The organism is Amycolatopsis stemonae, from assembly GCF_054781455.1.
Window position 1 is genome coordinate 92,623 of sequence record NZ_BAAGUJ010000025.1, and the last position, 21,766, is coordinate 114,388.

The following is a 21,766-nucleotide window of genomic DNA, read 5'->3' on the forward strand; positions in this document are numbered from 1 at the left end:
GCCCAGGGTAGCCACGGATAGGCTGGCTCCGTGGATGTGGACGTCTTCGTCGCCGCGCACACGGCGGAGTGGAACCGGCTCGGCCAGCTGACGCACCGCGGCGGCAAGCTGACCGGGGCCGAGGCCGACGAGCTCGTGACGCTTTACCAGCGCACCGCGACGCACCTGTCGATCGTCCGGTCGGTCGCGCCCGACCCGGCGCTGGTGAGCCGGCTGTCCGGGCTGGTCGCGCGGGGGCGGTCCGCGGTTTCGGGGTCGCACAACTCCGCGTGGCGCGAGGTCGCGCTGTTCTTCACGCGCCGCTTCCCGGCCGCCGTGTACCTGTCGCGGCGCTGGTGGATCCCGGCCGCGCTGGTGTCGATCGCGGTGATGGCGGTGATCGCCGTCTGGGTCGCGGGCGACCCGCACGTGCGCGCGTCGATCGCGTCGCCGGACGAGCTCAACCAGCTGACCAAGCCCGGCGGCGAGGCCGAAAGCTACTACTCGACGGGCCCGGCGACGTCGTTCGCCGCGCGCGTGTGGACGAACAACGCCTGGGTGGCCGCGACGTGCCTGTTCCTCGGCATCGCGCTCGGCCTGCCGGTGATCGGCGCGCTGTGGCTGAACTCGCTCAACGCCGGGCTGATCATCGGCGCGATGAGCGCGGCCGGCCGTGGTGACGTGATGATCGGGCTCCTGCTGCCCCACGGCCTCCTGGAGCTGACGGCGGTGTTCGTCGCGGCGGGCACCGGGCTCCGGCTCGGCTGGACGGTGGTCGACCCGGGCCGCCGGTCGCGGACGAAAGCCCTGGCCGAGCAGGGCCGCTCGGTCGTCGTGATGGCGCTCGGGCTGGCCTGCGTGCTGTTCGTGTCCGGGCTGATCGAGGCGTTCGTGACGCCGTCGGGCTGGCCGACGTGGGTGCGCGTGGGCATCGGCGTGCTGGCCGAGGTGGCTTTCCTGGGCTACGTCTTCACCCTCGGCCGCCGGGCGGCGAAGGACGGCGAGGTCGGTGACCTCGAAGCACGCGACGCCGGGGACGCGCTGCCCGAGTCAGCATAGGCAGGAGCCCTCGAAGGCGATCGACGATCCGTCGTCGAGGCTCGCCGTGCCGACGAACCGCGCCTCGAACTCGCCCACCTCGGTGAGCACCAGCTTCGGGCTCGACGCCGTGCCGTCCGCGCCCGTCTTGACGGTCACCGTTTCGCCGCCGCCTTCGAAGGCCAGCGCGTTCTTCGGCCGGGCCGCGCGGACGAAGAACGTCACGGGCACGTCGGGCGCCGGCTGGCCGTTTTCGCCGATCACGCGGACCACGAACGGCACGCCCGGGTCCTTCGTCGCCAGGCGCTGGCCGTTGCCCGACAGGATGGCCAGGGTGCGCCCGCCCGCCGCCCACGTGTTCGCGATGCCCTGCAGCGAACAGACTTCCTGGTACAGGCGGGCGCCCACAGCCGCGCCTTCCGCGGTCAGGCACCGGGCCGTGGCGACGTTCGCGATCTCCACCAGGCCCGGCAGCCCCGCGATGCGCCGCCAGGACTGGTGCTGGTCCTTGTCGTCGCACGCCGCGAGCTTGACGGCGACGCCGTCGACCGGGCTCGCCGCGGTCAGGCACTGTCCACTTGAGACATTCGTGAAGTGCTGCCCGGCGTAGGTCCACTTGGCCCCCGGGTCGGCCGCGTCCGCCAGCACCGGCTGGCCGGAAACCACCGCGAGGGACAGCTTGCCGCCGCCGTCGGCCAGGTAGACCGGGGAACCGTCGGTCGCGGGCGCCGAAGAGATCGCCAGGGCCACCGCCATGAGCTTCCACATGCTTCGGGCTTAACAGTCCGGACGGGCGCCCACCACCGGAGTCACCCGTCAGAGCCGGCCCGCGGCCTTGAGCGCCAGGTACCGGTCCGCCAGCGCCGGCGGCAGCTCCTCCGGCACCGCGTCGACGACGCTCACCCCGTGCCGCCCCAGCCGCTCGGTCACGCGGTGCCGTTCCGCCAAGGTCCGTGACGCCGACGCCGCGTCGTAGACCGCTTCGGCGTCACCCCGGCCGGACAGCATCTCCGCGACCCGCGGGTCCGCGACCGACGCGACGATCAGCTCGTGCCGCGCGGTCAGCGAGCTCAGCACGGGGAACAGGCCTTCCTCCAGCGGCGCCGCGTCCAACCCGGTCAGCAGCACCACCAGCGAACGACGGCGGGTGCGCTGCAGCACCTCGGCGACCATCCCCCGCGCGTCCGTCTCGACGAGCGAAGGCTCCAACGGCGCCATCGCGTTCACCAACGACGTCAGCAGAGCGGCCCCCGAAACCCCCTGCACCGCGGCCCGCAGCCGGCGGTCGTAGGCGAGCAGGTCGACGCGGTCGCCGGCCCGGGAAGCCAGTGCGGCCAACAGCAACGCCGCGTCCATCGCCGCGTCGAGGCGCGGGGCGTCGCCGACCCGGCCCGCCGACACGCGGCCCGTGTCCAGCACCACGACCACGTGCCGGTCGCGCTCGGGACGCCACGTCCGGACCATCACGTCCGCCGCGCGGGCGGTCGCCCGCCAGTCGATCGAGCGGACGTCGTCGCCGATCACGTACTCGCGCAGCGAGTCGAACTCCGTGCCCTGGCCCCGGATCAGCACCGCGTTCCGGCCGTCGAGCTGCTGCAGCCGCGCGAGCCGCGAAGGCAGGTGCTTGCGGCTGTGGAACGGCGGCAGGACCCGGACCGTCCACGGCACTTCGTGCGAACCCTGCCGCGCGGCCAGGCCCAGCGGGCCCACGGACCGGACCGTCACCCGCGCCGCCGTCCGGTCGCCACGCCGCGACGGCCGCAGCGGGGTCACCAACGCCCGCCGCTCCCCCGGCGGGACGCGCACGGCGTGCCGGTCCGCGGCGCCCGCCGACGGCGGCCACGCGTCACGCAGCTGCCCGCGCACCGGGCGGCCGCCGGGGTTCGCGACGACCAGCGTCACCTCGCACGGCTCGCCGAGCCGCACGGACGTGTCCCCGGAACGGGAAAACCGCAGTGGCGCCACGCTCCCGGCCAGCAGCAGGTCGACGACCACGAGCAGCAGGAGCACCCCGCCGACCGCCAGGATCCCGGTGGTCGACGGCAGGAGCAGCCCGACCACGAGCGCGCCGAACAGCGCGGCCAGCCCGAGCCTTCCGGTGACGGCCATGTCAGCGCGGCACGGGCACGGACGCGAGCACGCGGTCCAGGACGCCGTCCGCGGTGACGCCCTCCAGCTCGGCCTCCGGCCGCACGTCCAGGCGGTGCCGCAGGGCGGGCCGCGCCAGCGCCTTGACGTCGTCGGGCGTCGCGTAGTCGCGCCCGGCCAGCCACGCCCAGGCCCGCGTCACCGCGAGCAACGCCGTCGCACCACGGGGAGAAACACCGATGCGCACCGAGGGCAACGACCGCGTCGCCCGGCACAGGTCGACGACGTACGCGATCACCTCGGGCCCGATCGTCACCTTCGCGACGGCTTCGCGCGCGGCCGCCAGTTCCACCGCGCCCGCGACCGCCTTGAGGCCCGCCGCGGCGAGGTTGCGCGGGTCGAAGCCCTGCGCGTGCCGCCAGAGGATGCCGATCTCGTCCTCGCGCGAGGGCGCCGGCATGGTCAGCTTGAGCAGGAACCGGTCCAGCTGCGCTTCCGGCAGCGGGTAGGTGCCCTCGTACTCCACGGGGTTCTGCGTGGCGATCACGATGAACGGGTCGGGCAGCGGCCGCGACTTGCCGTCGAGCGAAACCTGCCGCTCCTCCATCGCCTCCAGCAGCGACGACTGCGTTTTCGGCGGCGTCCGGTTGATCTCGTCGGCGAGCAGCAGGTTCGTGAACACCGGCCCTTCGCGGAAGGAGAACTCGCCGCTGTGCGCGTCGTAGACGATCGAGCCGGTGACGTCGCCGGGCATCAGGTCCGGCGTGAACTGCACGCGCGTGGTCTCCAGGTCCAGCGCCGCCGCCAAAGCGCGCACGAGCAGCGTCTTCGCCACGCCCGGGACGCCTTCGAGCAGCACGTGGCCCCGGCACAGCAGCGCCAGGATCAGCCCGGTGACCGCGGCGTCGTTGCCGACGACCGCCTTGCCGACCTCGGCGCGCAGCGCGATCAGCGCGTCACGGGCCCCGGTCGCGTTCTCGCTGGTCAAGACCGCCCCACCTCTCGTTCCACCTCGTCCAGTTCGCCGGCCAGCCGGACCAGCGCGGGGTCGTCCGCCACCGGCGGGCCGTAGAGCACCGCGCCGACTTCGTTCGCCGGCCGCCCGGCGCGCGCGCTCACGGAGTTCACCAGCGCCGCCGGGTCGGCGTCGCGCGGCAGGCCCAGCGCGGTGCGCAGCCGCGCCCGCGCCGCCGCCCGCAGGGTCTCGCCCGCGTGCCCCGCGGCCTTCGCCCGCCGGTAGAGCCGCGCGCGGCCCTCGGCGGTCTCCGCCGCGCGGACGACGATCGGCAACGGCTCGGTGACCACCGGGCCGAGCCGGCGGGCCCGCCACAACGCGAGCAGCGCCACGGCGACGAACGCCTGCGCCGCACCGTAGTACCAGCCGTCCGGGATCAGGGCGAAGATCGACTTGCGGGTGTCGTCCAGCCCCGGATCGGACGTGGACGGCAGGTACCAGACCAGCTTCGGGTGCGCGCCGAGCAGGTGCAGCCCGAGCGCCGCGTTGCCCTGGTCGGCGAGCCGCGAGTTGGTCAGCGGCGCCGACGAGCCGAGCAGCGTCGTCGTGCCGCCCGCGTCGGCGAGCTGCAGCAGCGTGCCGCCGCCGTCTTCCCCGGGGTAGCACGACCGCGCGCCGGGAGCGGCGTACCCGACGCCGCCGAGCGAGACGTCGCCCGCCGCGACCGCCGCGGCGACCGTGCACTGCGGGCTCAGGGTGCCGATGTCGCTCTGCCCGGCGGGGTGCACCAGCGGCAGCGAGTCGTGCAGGGTCGCCGACCCCGGCGTCACCAGGACGACGTCCGCGGCGTGCTGCCGCAGCGCGTCGAGCCGCTTGGCCGGGACCAGGTCGGGCTGGGTGACGAGCAGGGTCGCGTCCTCGGTGATCGCGTCGTCCGCTTCGTCCATCGTGTGCGCGGTCCGGACGTCGACGCCCTGGTCCTCCAGGAGCTTCGCGAGCGCGTGCGCTCCGCTGGGCTCGTACGAACCGGGCTCGAGCGCGCCGTACGTCTGCTCGCCGCGGCCGAGCAGCAGGAGGGCACCGGCGACGAAGATCAGCGCGACGATCGCGAGCGGGAGCCGTGCTCCGCGCCAGATCCGGCGCGCGTCCGGCGAAGTCGAGGTGCTCACGGGCCCGCCATGGCGACCGGACGCTCACGGCGGCAGCGTTCGTCCAGCTCGGTCAGCGTGCGGTAGGCCGCTTCGGTGCCTTCGCGGCCGCCGTAGTGGACGTCGTCGAACAGCCGCGCGCCCTGCCGCAGTTCCGCCGCGACGTTCGGCAGCAGCACCCCGGCTTCGGCGGCGGCCTCGTCGGCGGTCCGGCCGGAGCGGACGTCGAGCAGTGCGCGTTCCTCCAGGGCCCGGACGACGGCGCGGAAGCGGTCGCGGACGGCGTCGCCGTACCGCCCGCCCGCCGCGGCTTCCTCGGCCGAGCGCCGGTAGCCGTCCGCGCTCTGCCGCGTCCCGCCGAAGACGGCCCCGCCGGCCCGCGCCAGGCGGGCGACCTGGCCGGTGCGCAGCCGGATCACGACGACCAGCACGATCAGCAGCGCCACGATCAGCAGCAGCCCGAAGATCCCGCCGGGGACGACCGAGGACAGGCCGTTCAGCAGCTTTTCCAGCTGCTCGCCCAGCCAGTGCCAGAACTCCTGCAGGACGTTCGGCTTCGCGTCCTGGTACTTCGGGTCGGAGAGTTCTTCCGCCGCCGCGCGCCGCGCGTCGTCCCGGTCGATGTCGACCGGGACGTCGGTGAGCAGCGACGTCACCATGCCTGCGGCGGCTGCACCCCGGCCGCGCGGGCCAGCTCGATGTCCATGCCCTCGCGGCGCATCCGCTGGTCGAGGTAGACGATCACGGTGACCAGCGTGACGAACGGGATCGCGATGGTGCCGGAGACGATCTGCCCGGCCGAGGCCAGCAGCAGGTCGCCGGTGCTCGGCACGTACACCTTGCCCGGGTTCAGCACCGCCGAGAACACGCCGGTGCCGAGGGTGAACGGCAGCTGGATGATGTTCTCGAAGAACGACTCGATGACCTTCGCCAGCACCAGGATCCCCAGCACCCGCCAGAACGCGCCGCTGACCAGCTTGACCGTCCGGGCGAACGCCTGCCGGAACGTGCCGCGCTCGAGCACGAGCGCCGGCGCCGCGAGTGCCCAGAACGTCCAGGCCACCGCACCCGGGATGAAGCAGAGCATCACGCCGACCGTCGTGACCAGGGCGTAGGCGAACGCGACGCCGATCAGCGGCAGCAGCCGCGGCCGCACCTCGGCCCACACGACCCCGAAGTTCACTTCACGCCCCAGCGCGGCGCGGCCCATCACCGCGGCCATCAGGCCGGCGGTGATCGTCAGGAGCAGCGTCTCGACGAACAGTGTCGGGACGATCGCCAGGAAGGCGTCGCCGAACGCGCCGAACACGGCGTTGCGCAGCTCTTCGTCGGTGGCACCGGGGCCCAGGTTGTCCGGTGAGGCAAGGCTTTCGAGGTCGGCGAGCACGTACCGCTGGACCAGGAAGCCGATCCCGGCGCTGAGCACCGCCATCACCGCGCCGATGCCGAAGATCAGGAGCGGGTACCGGCGCATCGCGGTGATCGCGCCGTCGAGGATGTCGCCGACGTTCAGCGGCCGGAGCGCGATCACGCCCGGCTTGCCGAGACCGTGCGGGTTCCACCGCGGCTGCCCGGTGTAGGGCGGCTGCCACCCCGGTGACGGGGGCGGCGGCGCGGGCTGGGCGACGCTCTGGACGTCCGGCGGCTGCCACCCGCGCGGCGGCGTGGCCGGTGACTCCGCGTGCTCTTCGGCCGGCTTCGACTCACCCGATCCGGGAACGGTGACCCGGGGGATCCCCTGGCTGGGTGTCGGCGTGTCGGCGCCCTCTCCGCCGGGCGCGCCACCGGTGTCTGTCATCGAAGCCCCTCGCCTGCAGTACCTGCTTGCGGACACTCTCTCAGAGCCCGTTGCACCCGGCCAGACCTGGGGTGACGTCCGCGCGTGGTGACACCGTGCGCACGAACGGGTGCGAGCGGACCCGTTCCCCCGATATGCTGAACGCCGGGATCGGGTACCCCCGGTCCGTACCGAGACCCTTCGGGACTGCCTAGTGACGCAACCGCCCCACGGCCGGGTACCGCCTCGCGGAACCGTCCAGCCGCCGCCGGTGCCGGATGCGCAACCGGATCTTCCCTGGCTGGGCCACCCGCACACCGTGTCCGCGCCGCGGCGCCGCTCACCGGCGGCCGTGATCGGCGTGTGCCTCGGGGCGGTCGCCGTGCTGGTGCTCGGGCTGGTCGCGATCGTGGTGCTGAACCGCGGCGAGACCCCCCTCGCCAACCCGAGCTACCGCGACACGCCGTCGTCGGCCGACAACCCTTCGCAGCTGCCCCTCGGTGGCAACGGTGCCCCGGCCTCGGCATCGACCCCCTCGACCGAGGCGTCGGCACCCAGCGCGACCGGCCCGCAGAAGATCCTCAAGCTCGCCGACCACCCGATCCTGCAGGACCCGAACGCCGGCCTGCAGAACCGCGTCTGCAACCTGCCGCCCTGGCAGAGCACGCAGGACGGCGCCGAAGCGTTCTTCACGGCGGCGAGCAAGTGCCTCGACGCGGCGTGGGGCCCGTTCCTCGAGGCCTACCACCTGCCGTTCACGCCACCGGCGCTGCACTTCCCGACCGGCGCGAGCTTCGAGACCGAGTGCGGCACCATCCAGGTCGGCATCGCGACCGCCGCGTACTACTGCGAAAACAACCTGTACGTCCCGTTCCGCGGCCTGCAGACCGACCAGTACGGCAACAACCCCGGCGTCTACCTGGCCCTGTTCGCCCACGAATACGGCCACCACGTCCAGGAGGTCGCCGGGCTGATGGACGCGGCCTGGCAGAAGATCTACGAGGCCGGCCAGAACAGCCCGGCCGGGCTGGAGATGTCGCGGCGCAAGGAACTGCAGGCCCAGTGCTTCTCGGGGATGTTCCTCGGCGCGCACGTCGACCAGGGCGGCACGATCAGCCGCGACATGTACAACAAGGCGTGGAACGACCAGGAAACCCGCGGCGACAACACCTCCCGCAGCCACGACCACGGCACGAACGCGCACTACGCGTCCTGGTGGCGGGCGGGGGCGACGAGCAACCGGATCGCCGACTGCAACACCTTCGCGGCGCCGTCGTCCGAGGTCAGCTGACCTTAACGGCCGGCTTCGGCCGCAGCGGGATGCTCAGCCAGAGGTAGACGAACATCCCGCCGGAGAAGCACGCGAACACCAGCAGGGCCAGGCCGACCGGGCGCCGCGCGTCCGACGCCCCGGCCGAGGTGTCCGCGGCCCGGACGGTGACCGTGCCCTGGTCGGGAAGCACCTCCGGGACGCCGACGTCGATGCGCTCGCCCTGGCCGTGCCCGCAGCCGTTGAGCGTGCCCTCGTGGGTCTTGCCGGCGACGGTGAACTTCACGGTCTCGACGGCGTCGGGCTTGTCGCACGCCGCCGGCTTGGTGACCTCCGCCGGGACCGGGGCGCCGAGGTCGTCGTTGGTGATGCCCAGCAGCCCGGGCCCGGCCAGCCAGGCGAGCAGCACGACGAGCACGCCCGCCGCGGCGGGGATCGCCACCGTGGGCCACTTCAGGGCGAGGGATCGCGGAGGCACTTCGCCATGGTTCCAGATCCGCCGGGCAAAACCCAGGTGCCCTGGTCAGCGCTCGATCTTCTCCGCCTGCGTCACCTTCTTGACGTACAGCAGCTTGTCGCCCGGCTCGATGGCGTCGGCCTGCGGGGCGTCGACGCGGTACAGGACACCGTCGCGGACCAGGCCGAGGACCAGGTCGGACAGGTGCCGCGGCGAACCGCCCTCTTCGGACGGTTCGACCGGCCGCTCGGCGATCGCCAGCCCCGACTCGGGCGTGAGCAGGTCCTCCATGATGTCGACGACCAGCGGCGTCGACGTCGCCATGCCGAGCAGCCGCCCGGCCGTCTCGCTGGACACCACGACCTGGTTCGCCCCCGACTGCTTGAGCAGGTGGACGTTCTCCGCCTCCCGCACCGACGCCACGATGTGCGCCTTGGGCGCCAGCTCGCGGGCGGTGAGCGTGACGAGCACCGCCGTGTCGTCGCGGTTCGGGGCGACCACGACCGCGCGGGCGTGCTGCACCGCGGCGACGCGCAGGACGTCCGACCGGGTCGCCGAGCCGTGCACGGCGACGAGGCCGAGCGCGCTCGCCGCGTCGAGGGCCTGCTGGTCGGTGTCGACGACGACGATCTGGCCCGGCGCGACGTTCTCGTCACCGAGCAGTGCGTTGACGGCGGACCGGCCCTTGGTGCCGAACCCGACGACGACCGTGTGGTCGCGCACCTTCGTCCTCCACTTCTGGATCTTGAACGCCTGCCGGGAGCGCTCGGTGAGCACCTCCAGGGTGGTCCCGACCAGGACGATGAGGAAGAGCACCCGCAGCGGGGTGATCACCAGCACGTTCACCAGCCGGGCCGACGACGTCGCGGGCGCGATGTCGCCGTAACCGGTCGTCGAGAGCGAGACCGTGGCGTAGTACAGGCTGTCCAGCAGGGACAGGCCGTCACCGTTGGCGTCGCGGTAGCCGTCGCGGTCGATGTACACGATGACCACGGTGGCCAGCAGGGCCAGCAGCGCGCCGATGATCCGCTTCAGGATGGAGCGCATCGGGCTGACGGTCAGCTCGGGCATCCGCAGGACGCCGACGAGCTCGTGGTCCGGCCGATCGGTGAGACTGCCCAACGGCAACCGCCTCAGGGCCTTCATGCACCTACTCCCAGCGGCAGGTGTCGAGCGTCACTCACGCCCGGAGAATAGCCGAACCGCCGGGCGCGCCGCCGCGTGGAACGATCAGGTCATGGCGATCTCACAACGGCCCGCGCACCTCCTGGCCGGCGCGCTGGGCGCGATGGGCGTCCTGCACTTCGCCGCGCCGAAGCCGTTCGACGGGCTGATCCCGGCTTCGCTGCCGGGGTCCCGGCGGACGTGGACGTACGGCTCGGGCGTTGCGGAGCTGGCGGTCGGGGCCGCGGTGGCGGTCCCCCGCACGCGCCGCCTGGGCGGCCTGGCGGCGGCCCTGCTGTTCCTGGGCGTCTTCCCGGGCAACGTCAAGATGGCCGTCGACGCCCGCACGTCCCCCCAGCGAGCCGTCGCCTACGCCCGCCTCCCGCTGCAGTGGCCCCTGATCGCCTGGGCCCTGAAGGTCCGCGACCGCGCTTGACGGGGCATCACGCGTGATTGAGCGGGCATCACGCGTGTCTGAAGAGGCATCACGCTGATGCCCCGCCAATCACGCGTGATGCCCCTCTGATCACGCGTGATGCCCCTCTGATCACGCCTCGGGGATGTCGCGAAGCAGGCGGCGGAGGCCTTCGGGGTCCAGGAGGTCGGCTGGGCGGATCGTGCGGTTCGCCCGGACGTAGTGGAACGCCGCGCGGACCTCGTCCACCGGGACGTCTTTCAGCGCCGCCCAGGCCATCCGGTACGCCGCCAGCTGGACCGCCAAGGCTTCGCGGCGGGACTCCGGCGGGATCGCGCCCGTCTTCCAGTCCACGACCTCCCAGTAGCCGTCCGGGTGCCAGAACACCGCGTCCATGCGGCCGCGCAGGGTGATGCCTTCGACGTCCGCCGAGAACGAGACCTCCGTCGCGTGCGGGACGCGGTCGGCCCACTCGCTCTCCTCGAACGCCGCCTGGAGCTCCTCGAAGTCCGCATCGGGAGCCGCGTCGACGTCGGCGGCGCCGGGGAGGTCGTCGATCTCGATCAGCTGGTCCCCGGCGAAACGGCGTTCCAGCCAGCCGTGGAACTCCGTGCCGCGGCGGGCGAAGCTGTTCGGTTCCTTCGGGAGCGGACGGCGCAGCTCCGTCGCCAGCCGGTCGGAGTCCTCGGCCAGGGCCACCAGCTGGCTGACCGAAAGCCGGGACGGCAGCGGGACCCGGTGCACGTTGTCGTCCTTGCGCGCCCACTCCTCGAGCAGGACGTCGGTGTCGGTCAGCCAGCCGTCCGGATCATCCTCTTCGGACTCCGATTCGTCCGAAGAGGACAGTGCCTCGAAGACCAGTTCCACGCCGGTCTGCACGCCGGTGCGGCGGTCCGCCAGCGGGTCGACCGGCCACTTCGACGTCCGGGTGTCCGACACGAGCGGGTTTTCGTCCTCGGCGGCCGGTTCCGGCGCCCATTCGGCGAGCTGCCCGACGCCGGTCTCGCGCAGCACGTCGCCGATCTCCGTCAGGAACTCCGACGGCCCCTTGAACCGGCTGCTGCTTTCGTTCCACCAGTGCCCGGACACGATCAGGGCGTGCTCGGACCGCGTCAGCGCGACGTAGCAGAGCCGCCGTTCCTCCGCCTGTTCCCGCTCGACGAACCCGGCTTCGTGCTGTTCCAGTCCTTCTTGGACTTCCTTGCGGTCGTAGCCCTCGGCGATCCGCAGGTCGGGCAGGTCCTGGGAGTCACCGCGCAACGCCGCGGGCAGCGACGTCGCCGTCCGCAGCCACGACGACGACCGCCGCCGTCCCGGGAACACCTCGTGCACCAGGTGCGGAACGGCGACGACCTCCCACTCCAGGCCTTTCGCCGAGTGCACGGTGAGCACCTGCACGCGGTCCGGCACGACCTCGACCTCACCCGGCGTGAGCCCGTCTTCGGCGTGCGCGGCGGTGTTCAAGTAGTCCACAAAGGACAACAAGGTGGCCGTCGGTGCGGTCTCGGCGTAGTCGGTGACGACTTCGGCGAACGCGTCCAGGTGCGCCCGGCCCGCGGATCCCGGCCGGGCCAGCGATTCGACGTCCAGCAGCAGCGTGCGCTCGACGTCGGCGACGAGCTCCGGCAAGGACTGGTCGAGCCGTCGCCGCAACGCCGCCAGCTCCCAGCCGACCCGGCGGATGCGCTTGTAGCCCTCCTCCGAATAGCGGTCCGGCGAGCCCGGCTCGTCGATCGCGTCGATCAGCCCCGCCTGCTCGACGCGTTCCACGACCAGCTCCGGACTGTCCGAAGAGGACTTCTCCGGGGTGGACAGCTCCCCGGCGCGCCGCCACAGCGCGGCGACGTCGGCGGCCGCGAGCCGCCACCGCGCGCCGGTCAGCAGCCGGGCCGCCGCGCTGCCCGAAAGCGGGTCGGCGAGCACCTTCAGCGTCGAGACGAGGTCCGCGACCTCGGGCTCGTCCAGCAGGCCGCCGAGCCCGACGACCTCGACCGGCAGCCCGCGCGCCCGCAGCTCGGCGGCGATCGGCGCCATGTCGGCGCGGCGCCGCACGAGCACGGCCGCGGTCGGCGGCTTGCCGGTCTCCTCCTGCACGGCGTACCAGCGGCGCGCGAGCGCGTCGGCCACCCACCCGCGTTCGGCGCGGATGTCCGGCAGCAGCGCGCACGCGATGTCCGCGGCGCCGGCGCCTTCGCGCGCCCGCAGGCGTTCGACGCCCAGACCGCGGGCCCGGAGCGGTTCGGCGATCGCGTTGGCGAGGTCGAGGATCTCCGGCGGGTTGCGGAAGCTCGTGAGCAGGCCGTACTCGTTCGCCGGGACGAGACGTTCGCCGTCGGAGCGCGGGAAGTCCGTGGTGAACCGGGGCAGGTTGGCCGCGCTGGCCCCGCGCCAGCCGTAGATCGCCTGCGCCGGGTCGCCGACCGCGGTCACCGGCATCGGCGCGTTTTCGCCGCCGCCGAACAGGGTCCGCAGCAGCACGCGCTGGGCGTGCCCGGTGTCCTGGTATTCGTCGAGCAGCACGGCACCGAACCGCTCGCGCTCGCCGCGCACGACCGACGGGTAGCCGCTCGCCAGCTGCGCCGCCAGGGACATCTGGTCGGCGAAGTCGAGCGCGCCTTCGTTGCGCTTGCGCCGGTGGTAGTCCTCGACGAGCGGCAGCAGCGCGAGCCGGAAGTGCTGCGCCGCCATGATTTCCGTCAGCTTCTGCGGCAGCGCGGCCCGCTGTCCCTTGGCGCGTGGGGCGTTCTCGATGACCTGGCACATCCACCGCGTGTACTCGGCGAGCTGGTCGGTCGAGATCAGGTGCTCGCCGAGTTCCCCGGCGAGCTGCAGGACGTCGGCGGTGACGGTCGGCGGCACGCGGTCGGTGTCGAGCTCGTTGTCCCAGGTGGACACCACGCGGTGCGCGATCTGCCACGACGACGTCTCGGACAGCAGCCGGACGCCGGGCTGCACGGGCAGCCGCAGGCCGTGTTCGGAGAGCAGGCGCCCGGCGTAGGCGTGGTAGGTCAGGACGGTCGGTTCGCCGGCGACCACAGTGGACCGCAGCCCGCCGGACGGGTCGAGCCGGTCGAGCAGCCCGGAGCCGGCGAGCCGCCGCAGCCGCGCGCGGACGCGTTCACCGAGTTGCCGGGCGGCCTTGCGGGTGAAGGTGAGGCCGAGGACGCGGTCGGGGCTGACGATCCCGTTGGCGACGAGCCAGACCACGCGCGCGGCCATGGTCTCGGTCTTCCCGGCCCCGGCCCCCGCGACGACGAGTGAGGGTTCGACGGGCGCGGCGATGACGGTGGCCTGCTCGGGAGTGGGCCGGTGCAGCCCGAGCGCGTCGGCGAGTTCGGCGGGCTCGACGGGATTGGCGATGACGAGCGGGCTCACGCACACCCCTCACCGGAGGCTCGTGAGGGAGAAACCGGGTTAGCACACCGGTTCTCCCCCATGACATCGTTCGGCTTGGTCACGGGCCCGGCACCTGCCGTCCTTCGGGGCGCAGCGGGCAGCAGCCGCGGGCCGGGCAGCGGTCGCAGTCCGGGTTCTCCTGGGCCTGGTAGTCCGGCCCCGCCGCCGAGGCCGCCGCGTCGCGGACCAGCTCCAGCCACTGCTTGCCACCCACGTCGTCCAACGGCGGCTGCGAACGCTCGGTCGCCCCGGTCTTGTTGTTCGCCTTCGCCACGTACACCAGCCGCGCGCCGCCGGGCTCGTTCGCGCCCTTGATCGCGCCCAGCAGCACCGCCAGCTGGTACGCCGCCAGCTGCGGGTGCTCCTCGGCGTCCTTTCCGGACACCGGAACCTTGCCCGTCTTGATGTCGACGATCACCGGCCGCCCCTCGGCGTCCAGCTCGACCCGGTCGACGCGGCCCCGCAGCAGCACCCGGACTTCGTCGGCCCCGCCCGCCGGCAGTTCGACCTCGATGTCCTGCTCGACGCCCGCCGCGGTCAGCTCCGCCCGGCTCTGCTCCAGCCACGTCGTGAAGTTGCGCAGCATCTGCTCGACCCGCCGCCGCTCGCGCCGCGAGAACCACGGCGCTCCGGCGTCGACGCGCACCCAGGCCTCGTCGAGCGCCGCCTGCAGCTCGGCGTCCGTGCTCCCGGACGCGACGGCCTGCGCGAGCCCGTGCACCAGCGTGCCGGTGACCGCGGCCAGCTGGGCCGGGTCGCTGCCGCCGTGGCGCTCGATCATCCAGCGCAGCGGGCACTTCGTCAGGATTTCCACTGTGGACGGTGAGATCCGGATCAGGTCGCCCGGCGGGTGCACCGGCTCGTCCGTCGACGCCGGGAGCAGGCCGTACCACGTCGAAGGGTGCGCGCCCGGCACCTTCGCGTCGGCCAAGCGGGCCAGCTGCGCCGCCGCCCGACGCCGGCGCGCGGGGTCGGCCTTGTCGTCGCAGACGACCTCGCGCAGCTCCCCCACCAGCTCGGCCAGCACCAGCGACCGGCCCGGCGGCTTCATCCGCGAATCGAGACCGCCGTCGTCGGCGCCGTTCTCCTCGAGGTCGTCGAGGAACCGCGACGGCTGTTCGTCCTCTCCGGACACCGCCGTCACCAGCAACGTCTGCTTCGCCCGGCTCATCGCGAGGTAGAACAGGCGCCGCTCTTCGGCGAGGATCGGCGCCGTCGCGGAGACGGCGTCGTCGTCCACTCCGGACATCAGGTCCTTGAGCCGTTCCACGCCCAGCACGGATCCGCGCAGCCGCAGGTCCGGCCACGCGCCTTCCTGCACACCGGCGACGGCGACGACCGTCCATTCGCGACCGGCGGCCGCGTGCGCCGTGAGCAGCGAGACGCCGTCGGCCGGGACCGCGGCCGGCGCGAGCGTGTCACCCGCGATCTGTTGCGCGCCCAGGTAGTCCGCGAAGGACGCGACACTCGACCGCGGCAGCCGGTCCACGTACCGCCCGGCAGCGTCGAACAGCGCGACGACGGCGTCGAGATCGCGATCGGCCTGCGCACCCAGCGAACCGCCGCGCTCGACCTGCTTCAGCAGCTTGTCCTGAAGGCCGCTTTCGTTCCACAGCCGCCACAGCACCTGCTCGACACCGTCCCCGCGCGCGACGGCCTGGTGCGTGACGCGCAGCAGCCCGCCGACGCGCCGCACCGGCTCGGACTCGGCGTCCGCCAAGCCCGCGAGGATGTCCCCGCCGCGCAACGCTTCCACGAGCAGTTCGTCGCTCGACCGCTGACCGCCCCCGGCCAGTTCGAGCCGCCGCAGACCGCGTCGCAACCGCCGCAACGCCAAGGGATCCGCGCCGCCGAGCGAGGACGACAGCAGCATCTCCGCGAGGTCGACGTCGAGCAGTTCCGGCGAAGGCGCGAGTTTCAGCACGGCCAGCAGCGGCCGCACCGCGGGCTGGCGGGCCAGCGGCAGCTCCTCCGTCGCCGAGCCGATCGGGACGCCGGCGGCGCGCAGGGCCCGTTGCAGCACCAGGAAAGTCCGCGCGGGCGACCGGACGAGCACCGCGATCTCCGACCACGGCACGCCGTCGACGAGGTGGGCGCGGCGCAGCTGGTCGGCGATCCAGCTCGCCTCGGCGGCCGGCGTCGGCATCACGCGGACCCGCACGTTCCCGCCGGTCGCCCCCGCGGGCGGGACGATCTTGCGGTGCGCCGACGCACCCGGCAGTGTCGCGCCGATCTTGGCGACCGCGAGCCGCACCGCCGGGGCGAGCCGGTGCGCCGTGGTGAGCGTGAGGGTCCGGCTGCCGTCCGGGTCCGCGTCGGCGAACAGGCTCGCGTCGGCGCCGCGGAAGGAGAACACGTTCTGGTCGGGGTCGCCGGCCACGACGAACTCGGCCGCGGTGTGCCCGATCACCCGGACCAGGCTGGTCTGCAGCGGGTCGAGGTGGTGGGCGTCGTCGACGAACAGGTGCCGCACGCGCGTGCGCTCGCGCATCCGCAGCTCGTCGTCGTCCTCGAGGGCGAGCAGCGCGGACGTGACGAGCTCGGCGGCGTCCAGGGCGGGCGCGCTCGCGACGCCCAGCGCATTGCCGCCCGCGCCCTGCAGCTGCGTGACTTCTTCGTACTGGGCCCAGAACTGCCCGGCGGCGACCCACTCGTCGCGGCCGCGGCGGCGGCCCAGCTCGGCGAGGTCCTCCGGCCCGAGCCCGCGCTCGGCCGCGCGCATCAGCAGGTCGCGCAGCTCTTCGGCGAAGCCGGGGACCATCAGCGCGGGCCGCAGCTGCTCGGGCCAGTAGCCGGCCTCTTCGTCGAGGTCACCGGCCAGCAGTTCGCGGACGACGACGTCCTGTTCGGCGCCGGCGAGCAGCCGCGGCGGCGGCAGCTCCTCCGCCATCGCCTCCAGCCGCAGCAGGGAATAGGCGTACGAGTGGACGGTGCGCACCAGCGGTTCGCGGACGGTCCGGGGCAGCGGCCGCGCCTGGTCGGGGTCGGCGGTGAGCCGGCGGGTGATGTCGGCGCGCAGCGCGTCGGCGGCCTTGCGGGACGTCGTGAGCACCAGCACGCTCTCGGGGTCGGCGCCCTCGGCGATGCGGCGGGTGGCGGCCGACGCGAGCAGCGCCGTCTTGCCGGTGCCCGGGCCGCCGAGCACGCGGCGGAACCCGCCGGGTGCGGAGAGCACGCGCCGCGCGCCTTCGTCCCAGGTGAACGTGGGTGCGTCGGCGATCGGCGTGCGCACCAGCCGCGCGTCCGCCTGGGCCGTTCGCCTCGCGTTCACCCAGCGATGGAACCACGACCGGTCCCCCGGGTGTCGCACCGGCACGCTTGACGGCACCCTCGGTGCGGCGGACGGCTGTCGTACCCATCCGGCAGAGTGTCGGTATGGACGACGTTCTGCACGAGCGCGTGCGGGAGATCATCGAGTCGGTGCCGGCCGGCACGGTGGCGACGTACGGCGACATCGCGGCGCTCGCCGGCGCCCCTTCGCCGCGGATGGTCGGCGCGATCCTGGCCGAGGACGGGCACGACCTCCCGTGGCACCGGATCCTGCGCGCGAACGGGACCCCGGCGCCGCACCTGGTGCACGACCAGCTGGAGCGGCTGCGCGCGGAGGGTGTGCTGGCCGACGGTCAGCGCGTCGACCTGCGCAAGTACCGGTGGCAGCCGGACGGTGACGAAGATCCCGGTGAGGAGGGACTGTTCTGACCCCGTCTTTTTAGGTTAGCCTCGCCTAATGACGATCCAGGCGGAGCGGCCGACTCTGACGTACCACCGGGCCCGGGTCACCGTGGTCCGGCCGGTGACGCCGCACACGGTGCGCGTGACGTTCTCGGCGGAGAGCTTCCGCGACGTGCCCGCGGGGCCGCCGGACCAGTACGTCAAGGTGTTCTTCCCGCTGCCCGGGCAGGAGACGCCGGTGCTGCCGGAGACCGGCTCCGACGTCCTGTCCTGGTACCGGACGTACCTGGCGATGCCCGACGACGTCCGCCCGCCGATGCGCACGTACACGGTCCGGGCGCACCGGCGGGAGGCGGCGGAGATCGACGTCGACTTCGTGCTCCACGGCGACGACGGCCCGGCCTCGGCGTGGGCGTCCCGGGTCGCGCCGGGCGACCGGGTGGCGTTCCTCGGCCCGCACGGCCTGTACGCGGCGCCCGCGGAGTGCGACTGGCAGCTCCTGGTCGGCGACGAGACGGCGCTGCCGGCGATCGGCGCGATCGTCGAGCGCCTCCCGGCGGGCACGCGGGCTTCGGTGTACGTCGAGCTTTCGGACCGCGCGGAGCGCCAGACGTTCGAGACCCGCGGAGCGGTCGAGGTCCACTGGGTGGTGCGCGGCGCGCGCCCGGTGGGCACGGCGCTGCTGGACGCGGTCCGCGGCGCGGCGTTCCCGGGCGGGACGCCGTACGCGTGGGTGTCGGGCGAGGCGGGCGTGGTCAAGCAGGTGCGGCGGCACCTCGTGCGGGAGCGCGAGGTGGACAAGCGGCTGATCTGCTTCACGGGCTACTGGCGGCAGGGCGTCAGCGAGGAGGCGGCCGGCCGGGAGTCGGTGCGGGCCGCCGAATCGGGCGAGCTACCGTCCGACGAGGACTGACACCGGCGCCCCGCAGCTTAGGGAAAGCTACCCGCCGAGCCGGTTGACCAGCAGCTTCACCAGCGCGCCCAGGCGCTGCCGGTCCGGCTGCAGCGTCGCGATGCCCGCCTCTTCCAGGGGCGCCGCGGTCACCGGGCCGACGCACGCGCACACCACCGGTCCGCGCAACGCCGTCAGCAGCTCGTCGTAGCGGCCGTAGGACCGGGCCAGCGTCAGGAAGTTCGCCGCCGCCGGGGCGCTCGTGAACGCCAGTGCGCCCAGGTCGCCCGTGATGGCGGCGTCGATCAGGTTGTGGACCGGCGTCACGTCCGGTGGGGAGAACCACCGGTACGGCTGCACCTCCACCAGCGACGCCCCGGCGTCCACCAGCGGCTCCGTGTGCTCGGGCAACGGCGTCCCGTGCAGCTGGACGGCCACCCGCGCGCCGCCGATCGCGGCCGAAGCGGCGGCGCCGAACAGCTCCGCGTTGGTCTCCGAAGCAGCCGAGAAGGACTCACGCAGACCGGCGCCGCGGACCGCGCCCACCGCCTTCGGACCGCGCGCGTAGATCCGGGACTCGCCCAGCCGCGCCAGCAACGGCTCGCGCAGGCCCCAGCCGGACGCCGCCTCGAGCCAGCCGCGGAAACCCGCGCCCGTCGTCACGATCGTGAGGTCGACCGGTGACGCCACCAGCGCCAGGGTCGCTTCGCGGAGCGCGGGGTCGGAATCCAGGGGGACGATGGTGATCGTCGGGGCGTGGCGGACCTCGGCGCCGTGGCGTTCCAGCGCGGTGATGAACTCCCCGGCCCGGCGCTCGGCCGTGACGCCGACCGCGATCCCGCTCAGCTCAGCCATACATCGCGCCCATCTCCTCGATCGCTTCCGCCAGCTCCGCACGCAGGTCCGCCGGTGCGAGGACCTCGAGGTGCGGCCCGAACCGCAGCAGTTCGCCGATCGCCGGCTCGCCCGGCTCCACCGGCAGCTCCACGGTGAGCCAGCCGTCCGCGTCGGGCTCCCCGGTCGCCGAGCGCAGCGCGCGGGCGCCGACCGAGCCCGCGTAGAACGGTACGAGAGCCTGCGCGCGCGGCGACAACCGCACCACGGCGACGCGGGGGAACATCCGGCGTTCGAACTGCTCGGACCACTCCTGCCAGTAGCGCGCGAGGTCGAACCCGGCCGGTCGCTCGAACTCCTCTCCGAGGTCGGTGAGCTCCAGCACGCGTGAGATCCGGTAGGTCCGGTCGGTGCCGTCGCAGCGCGCGGCCAGGTACCAGTTGCCCGCCTTGAGGATCAGCCCGAGCGGCTCGACGTCCCGCTCGACGACGCGCTGCCCCCACCGCTCGTAGCGGATCCGGACCCGGTGCGACGACCACACGGCGTCGGCGACCGCGGACAGCACCGGCAGGCTTTCGATACCGCGGTGCCAGCCGGGGACGTCCAGGTAGAAGCGCTCGGCGACGCGTCCGGCGCGGTCGCGCAGCTCCTGCGGCAGCGCCGCGTACAGCTTGAGCTGGGCGGCGGCGAGCACCGTGCCGAGGCCCAGCTCGGCCGCGGCCACGGGCAGCCCGGCCAGCGACAGCGACTGGGCCTCCTCCTCGGTCATCCCGGTGAGCCGGGTGCGGTAGCCGTCGACCAGGCGGTACCCGCCGGTCCGGCCGCGGTCGGCGTACACCGGGACGCCGGACGCCGACAGCGCGTCGATGTCCCGGTAGACCGTGCGCACCGAAACTTCGAGCTCCTCGGCCAGCTCTTCGGCCGTCATCCGGCCGCGGTTCTGCAGCAGGAGCAGGACCGAGAGGAGCCGGCTGGCGCGCATGAACCCAGTTTGGCAGAAATACCTGACACAAGCTGACAGGTATGCCCGGCAGAGTGGCCTCCATGAACGCATTCACCATGAAGAACTGGGAAGAGAAGATCGTCAGCGGGACCGAAGGCGGCCCTCGCGTGGCGTACGCGCACGCGTCGATGGCTTACGAGGGCGTCGTCGAGGGTGAATCGATCTGCGATCTCTTGCTGTACTACGCGGGCGAAGGCTACGAAAGCGGCAAGACGACGTCGCCGAGCTTCGAGCGCTTCGACGGCAAGGTCGACGGTCGCGAAGGGACGTTCATCGTGAAGCACGAGTTCACGTTCGACGCCCAGGGCATCGCGTCGACGTTCGAGGTGGTCCCGGGCTCGGGCACCGGCGAACTGGCGGGGCTCACCGGGCGCGGCACCGTCGGCGGCGCGATGGGCGAGGAGAAGATGGGCTACACCTTCGAGTACACGTTCTAGGAGCCGCACGTGGACCGTCGTCAGGTTCTCGCCTACCGCATCGCCGAGCACGGGCTGCACCGCACGGCGCGGGACGTCGCCGACCTCGCCGTCGTCCGGACCGGGCTCCAGGACAGCATGCGGGACACCGCGCAGCTGGCCCTGGTGGCCCGGCTCGACGGCGAAGTGTCCCTTGTGGACGATCCGCGGCTGGTGCTCGCGTGGACGTTGCGCGGCGCGCCGCACTACCACCTGCGCACGGACCTGCCCGAGGTGATCCGGGCGCTGGTCCCGCTCGACGACGCGGACGCACTGGCCCGGATGCTGTGGCAGCGCAAGGAACTGGCGGCGACCGGGCTTTCGGCGTCCGATGTGGTCTTCACAGCGGCGGCCGCGATCCGCGCCACGGTCAAGGGCGAGATGACGAAGGGCGCGGTGTCGACGGCGGTCACCAAGAAGGTGCCCGCGGAGTTCTCCCGCTGGTGCCGCGGCTGCAACGCGACGCACATCCACGAGCAGCTGATGCGCATCGCGGCCCCGCACGGCGGCGTCCGGCTGGTGGCGGGCGCGTCCCCGGCGACGCTGACCCCGCTGGAGGGCCGCGGCCGCGCTCGCCGCACCCCCGACCCGGCGGCCGCGACGGCGGTCGTCCGGCAGTACCTGACGTTGAACGGCCCGGCGTCCCCGGGCGAGGCGGCGGAGTTCGCCGGCACGGCGAAAGCGGTGGTCGACCGGACGTGGCCGGCGGATCTGACCGAAGTGGACGTCGAGGGCCGGCGCCGCTCCTTACCCGCGGACCGGCTGGCAGCGCTGGAGAACCCCCCGGAGCCGGACGTGGTGCGCCTGCTGCCGCCGTGGGACCCGTTCGTCCAGGCCCGCGACAAGGCCCTGCTGGTCCCGGACCCGGCCCGCCGCAAGGAAGTCTGGAAGATGCTGGGCAACCCCGGCGTACTGCTGGCGGACGGCGACATCGCGGGCACCTGGCGGACGAAGGGCAGCGGCGCGCGCCTGACGTTCACGGTCACGGCGTTCGACCCCCTGCGCCCGGCGATCCGCGAAGAAGCCGAAGCCGAGGCAGCCCGGGTGGCGGCGGCGCGCGGCTTCGAGAAGCACGCGGTCACCTGGGCGCCCTAGATGTACTGCCCTGTGAGGTTGGGGACGCGGCTGACCGGTGGGCGGCCTGCGAGCGCGGTGTGTCCGCGGTGGTGATTGTAGATGTGCAGCCATCGCGGTAGCGCTGCCCGGCGTTCGGTGTCGGTGCG

Annotated in this window: 19 protein-coding genes and 1 pseudogene; 7 read left to right on the top strand and 13 right to left on the bottom strand. The window is 73.3% G+C overall.

All coding sequences use genetic code 11. From position 1 onward, the window contains the following. Positions 1-30: 30 nt before the first annotated feature. A complete protein-coding gene (locus ACYVLJ_RS45750; protein WP_451987139.1) occupies positions 31-1,038 on the top strand; it encodes a stage II sporulation protein M in 1,008 nt (335 codons plus the stop codon). Here the strand turns inward: ACYVLJ_RS45750 and ACYVLJ_RS45755 are convergent. From ACYVLJ_RS45755 to ACYVLJ_RS45780, 6 genes are read right to left on the bottom strand one after another with little or no spacing between them, the layout of a single operon-like run. Beyond that, complete coding sequence (locus ACYVLJ_RS45755) at positions 1,030-1,785, bottom strand: RICIN domain-containing protein (RefSeq protein WP_451987137.1); 756 nt, start codon at positions 1,783-1,785, stop codon at positions 1,030-1,032. The genes ACYVLJ_RS45750 and ACYVLJ_RS45755 overlap by 9 nt on opposite strands. Positions 1,786-1,833: 48 nt before the next feature. Next, positions 1,834-3,126 (bottom strand): DUF58 domain-containing protein, encoded by a 1,293-nt coding sequence (locus ACYVLJ_RS45760; RefSeq protein WP_460443419.1) that lies wholly within the window; start codon positions 3,124-3,126, stop codon positions 1,834-1,836. A gap of 1 nt (position 3,127) precedes the next feature. Continuing rightward, positions 3,128-4,093, bottom strand: a complete 966-nt coding sequence (locus ACYVLJ_RS45765; protein WP_451987133.1) for an AAA family ATPase — start codon at positions 4,091-4,093, stop codon at positions 3,128-3,130. After that, positions 4,090-5,229, bottom strand: a complete 1,140-nt coding sequence (locus ACYVLJ_RS45770; RefSeq protein WP_460443420.1) for a DUF4350 domain-containing protein — start codon at positions 5,227-5,229, stop codon at positions 4,090-4,092. Before ACYVLJ_RS45770 ends, ACYVLJ_RS45765 begins: the two co-directional genes overlap by 4 nt. Further along, positions 5,226-5,867 carry a DUF4129 domain-containing protein gene (locus tag ACYVLJ_RS45775; RefSeq protein ID WP_460443421.1) on the bottom strand — a complete coding sequence of 214 codons (642 nt, stop codon included), beginning with the start codon at positions 5,865-5,867 and terminating at the stop codon, positions 5,226-5,228. The genes ACYVLJ_RS45770 and ACYVLJ_RS45775 overlap by 4 nt, the downstream gene beginning before the upstream one ends. Beyond that, entirely contained in the window at positions 5,861-7,006 is a 1,146-nt protein-coding gene (locus ACYVLJ_RS45780) for a hypothetical protein (RefSeq protein ID WP_460443422.1), read from the bottom strand. The genes ACYVLJ_RS45775 and ACYVLJ_RS45780 overlap by 7 nt, the downstream gene beginning before the upstream one ends. A 250-nt stretch (positions 7,007-7,256) precedes the next feature. Between ACYVLJ_RS45780 and ACYVLJ_RS45785 the strand changes: the two genes are divergently transcribed. After that, on the top strand, positions 7,257-8,276 hold the full coding sequence (locus ACYVLJ_RS45785; RefSeq protein ID WP_451987125.1) for a neutral zinc metallopeptidase: 1,020 nt from the start codon (positions 7,257-7,259) through the stop codon (positions 8,274-8,276). Here ACYVLJ_RS45785 and ACYVLJ_RS45790 read toward each other — a convergent pair. Further along, positions 8,269-8,697 (bottom strand): P-loop NTPase family protein, encoded by a 429-nt coding sequence (locus ACYVLJ_RS45790; protein ID WP_451987187.1) that lies wholly within the window; start codon positions 8,695-8,697, stop codon positions 8,269-8,271. The genes ACYVLJ_RS45785 and ACYVLJ_RS45790 overlap by 8 nt on opposite strands. Before the next feature lie 81 nt (positions 8,698-8,778). Continuing rightward, a complete protein-coding gene (locus ACYVLJ_RS45795) occupies positions 8,779-9,858 on the bottom strand; it encodes a potassium channel family protein (protein ID WP_451987123.1) in 1,080 nt (359 codons plus the stop codon). 91 nt (positions 9,859-9,949) lie between these two features. On the opposite strand from ACYVLJ_RS45795, the gene ACYVLJ_RS45800 reads away from it, so the two are divergent. Then, positions 9,950-10,312 carry a DoxX family protein gene (locus ACYVLJ_RS45800; protein ID WP_460443423.1) on the top strand — a complete coding sequence of 121 codons (363 nt, stop codon included), beginning with the start codon at positions 9,950-9,952 and terminating at the stop codon, positions 10,310-10,312. Positions 10,313-10,423: 111 nt separating this feature from the next. On the opposite strand, the gene ACYVLJ_RS45805 is transcribed toward ACYVLJ_RS45800, so the two are convergent. Together ACYVLJ_RS45805 and ACYVLJ_RS45810 are read right to left on the bottom strand one after the other, a co-directional pair. Continuing rightward, entirely contained in the window at positions 10,424-13,666 is a 3,243-nt protein-coding gene (locus ACYVLJ_RS45805; protein ID WP_460443424.1) for an ATP-dependent helicase, read from the bottom strand. 79 nt (positions 13,667-13,745) lie between these two features. Then, entirely contained in the window at positions 13,746-16,958 is a 3,213-nt protein-coding gene (locus ACYVLJ_RS45810) for an ATP-dependent helicase (protein WP_460443425.1), read from the bottom strand. A gap of 104 nt (positions 16,959-17,062) precedes the next feature. Between ACYVLJ_RS45810 and ACYVLJ_RS45815 the strand changes: the two genes are divergently transcribed. Both ACYVLJ_RS45815 and ACYVLJ_RS45820 read left to right on the top strand, forming a co-directional pair. Further along, positions 17,063-17,386 carry an MGMT family protein gene (locus ACYVLJ_RS45815; protein ID WP_451987117.1) on the top strand — a complete coding sequence of 108 codons (324 nt, stop codon included), beginning with the start codon at positions 17,063-17,065 and terminating at the stop codon, positions 17,384-17,386. Positions 17,387-17,414: 28 nt separating this feature from the next. After that, on the top strand, positions 17,415-18,272 hold the full coding sequence (locus ACYVLJ_RS45820; RefSeq protein WP_460443426.1) for a siderophore-interacting protein: 858 nt from the start codon (positions 17,415-17,417) through the stop codon (positions 18,270-18,272). Between the two features lie 27 nt (positions 18,273-18,299). On the opposite strand, the gene ACYVLJ_RS45825 is transcribed toward ACYVLJ_RS45820, so the two are convergent. Then, entirely contained in the window at positions 18,300-19,106 is an 807-nt protein-coding gene (locus ACYVLJ_RS45825) for a uroporphyrinogen-III synthase (RefSeq protein WP_460443427.1), read from the bottom strand. Further along, positions 19,099-20,067, bottom strand: coding sequence for a helix-turn-helix transcriptional regulator (locus ACYVLJ_RS45830; RefSeq protein ID WP_460443428.1), 969 nt, complete (start codon positions 20,065-20,067; stop codon positions 19,099-19,101). Before ACYVLJ_RS45830 ends, ACYVLJ_RS45825 begins: the two co-directional genes overlap by 8 nt. A gap of 62 nt (positions 20,068-20,129) precedes the next feature. Between ACYVLJ_RS45830 and ACYVLJ_RS45835 the strand changes: the two genes are divergently transcribed. Both ACYVLJ_RS45835 and ACYVLJ_RS45840 read left to right on the top strand, forming a co-directional pair. Then, on the top strand, positions 20,130-20,525 hold the full coding sequence (locus tag ACYVLJ_RS45835) for a DUF3224 domain-containing protein (protein WP_451987109.1): 396 nt from the start codon (positions 20,130-20,132) through the stop codon (positions 20,523-20,525). A 9-nt stretch (positions 20,526-20,534) separates the two neighbouring features. Beyond that, positions 20,535-21,638, top strand: coding sequence for a winged helix DNA-binding domain-containing protein (locus ACYVLJ_RS45840; RefSeq protein WP_460443429.1), 1,104 nt, complete (start codon positions 20,535-20,537; stop codon positions 21,636-21,638). Here ACYVLJ_RS45840 and ACYVLJ_RS45845 read toward each other — a convergent pair. Further along, positions 21,635-21,766: pseudogene (locus ACYVLJ_RS45845) on the bottom strand (IS481 family transposase); the annotation flags it as partial. The gene ACYVLJ_RS45840 and the pseudogene ACYVLJ_RS45845 overlap by 4 nt on opposite strands.